Origin of the sequence: Streptomyces yokosukanensis, assembly GCF_001514035.1 — a bacterium.
GTDB lineage: Bacteria > Actinomycetota > Actinomycetes > Streptomycetales > Streptomycetaceae > Streptomyces > Streptomyces yokosukanensis.
Map to the genome: position 1 here is coordinate 1 of NZ_KQ948299.1, position 592 is coordinate 592.

Here is a 592-nt window from a genome sequence, read left to right on the forward strand (position 1 = left end):
CGAACTCGCCGTCGCCGAAGAGCCGAACGCCCTGGACGCGGCGCGGGATCTGCGCGTACCGGTCCGTACGGCGGCCGGTGTCGTGGACGACCCGGTCGTCATCGTCGGGATGGGCTGTCGCTTCCCCGGTGGGGTCCGTACTCCGGAGGATCTGTGGCAGCTGGTCGCCTCGGGTGCGGACGGGATCACGGCGTTCCCGACGGATCGTGGCTGGGATGTCGAGGGGTTGTACCACCCGGATCCGGATCATGCGGGTACGTCGTACACGCGTGAGGGCGGTTTCCTGCACGAGGCGGCTGAGTTCGACGCGGCGTTCTTCGGGATTTCCCCGCGTGAGGCGCTGGCGATGGACCCGCAGCAGCGCCTGCTGCTGGAGACCTCGTGGGAGGCCTTCGAGCGGGCCGGTATCGATCCGACCTCGATGCGGGGCAGCCGTACCGGCGTCTTCGCCGGCGTGATGTACCACGACTACGTGACGGGCGTCGGCATCGGCGAAGGTGCCGGTGGCGGGGACGAGTTGCCCGAGGGCGTGGAGGGCTACCTCGGCACCGGCAACGCGGGCAGCATCGCCTCGGGCCGGATCGCCTACACG

1 protein-coding gene is annotated in these 592 nt (G+C 70.1%); it reads left to right on the plus strand.

The annotated features are described in order from the left end of the window. Positions 1-592, plus strand: a 592-nt coding sequence (locus AQI95_RS47820; protein ID WP_167362017.1) for a beta-ketoacyl synthase N-terminal-like domain-containing protein, incomplete at both ends; no start/stop codon positions are given.